General features: G+C 45.3%; 1 protein-coding gene. It reads right to left on the reverse strand.

Annotated elements, in window-relative coordinates:
• Positions 1-3: 3 nt before the first annotated feature.
• The coding region (tuf, locus tag ACXJY6_RS19725) for an elongation factor Tu (RefSeq protein ID WP_456053123.1) at positions 4-1187 on the reverse strand (1184 nt) is incomplete at its 5' end.

Genomic DNA, 1187 nt, shown 5'->3' on the forward strand with positions numbered 1-1187 from the left:
TTATTAAGCAATAACTTTAGCTACAACACCAGCACCTACTGTACGGCCACCTTCACGAATCGCGAAACGTAGACCTTCATCCATTGCGATTGGAGCGATTAGCTCTACAACCATTTGGATGTTATCACCAGGCATTACCATTTCTACACCTTCTGGTAGAGAAATGTCACCAGTTACGTCAGTTGTACGGAAGTAGAACTGTGGACGGTAACCTTTGAAGAATGGAGTATGACGGCCACCTTCATCTTTAGACAGAACATAAACTTCTGACTCAAACTTAGTGTGTGGAGTGATTGAACCAGGCGCTGCCAATACTTGACCACGCTCTACATCTTCACGCTTAGTACCACGTAGAAGGGCACCAACGTTCTCTCCTGCACGACCTTCGTCAAGAAGCTTACGGAACATCTCAACACCAGTACAAGTCGTTGTTACTGTCTCTTTGATACCAACGATTGCAACTTCGTTACCTACGTTCAAAATACCACGCTCGATACGGCCTGTTACTACAGTACCACGACCTTGAATTGAGAATACATCTTCAATTGGCATTAGGAATGGTTGGTCAATTGCACGCTCTGGCTCTGGGATGTAGTTGTCTAGCGCTTCTGCTAGTTCAATGATCTTCGCTTCCCATTGCTCTTCACCGTTCAATGCACCTAGTGCTGAACCTTGAATTACTGGTAAGTCATCACCTGGGAAATCGTACTCAGACAATAGCTCACGTACTTCCATTTCTACTAGCTCTAGAAGCTCTTCATCATCAACCATGTCACATTTGTTCATGAATACGATGATGTATGGAATACCAACCTGACGACCAAGTAGGATGTGCTCACGTGTTTGTGGCATTGGACCATCTGTTGAAGCAACTACTAGGATACCGCCATCCATTTGCGCAGCACCTGTGATCATGTTTTTAACATAATCCGCGTGTCCTGGGCAGTCTACGTGCGCGTAGTGACGAGTTGGAGTATCGTACTCTACGTGTGAAGTATTGATTGTAATACCACGTTCGCGCTCTTCTGGAGCGTTATCGATTGATGCGAAATCTTTTGCTGCACCGCCGTACGCTTTTGCAAGAGTCGTACAGATTGCTGCTGTTAGAGTTGTTTTACCGTGGTCAACGTGGCCGATAGTACCAACGTTTACGTGCGGTTTCGTACGTTCAAATTTTTCTTTAGACA

Source organism: Vibrio phycocola, from assembly GCF_054404255.1.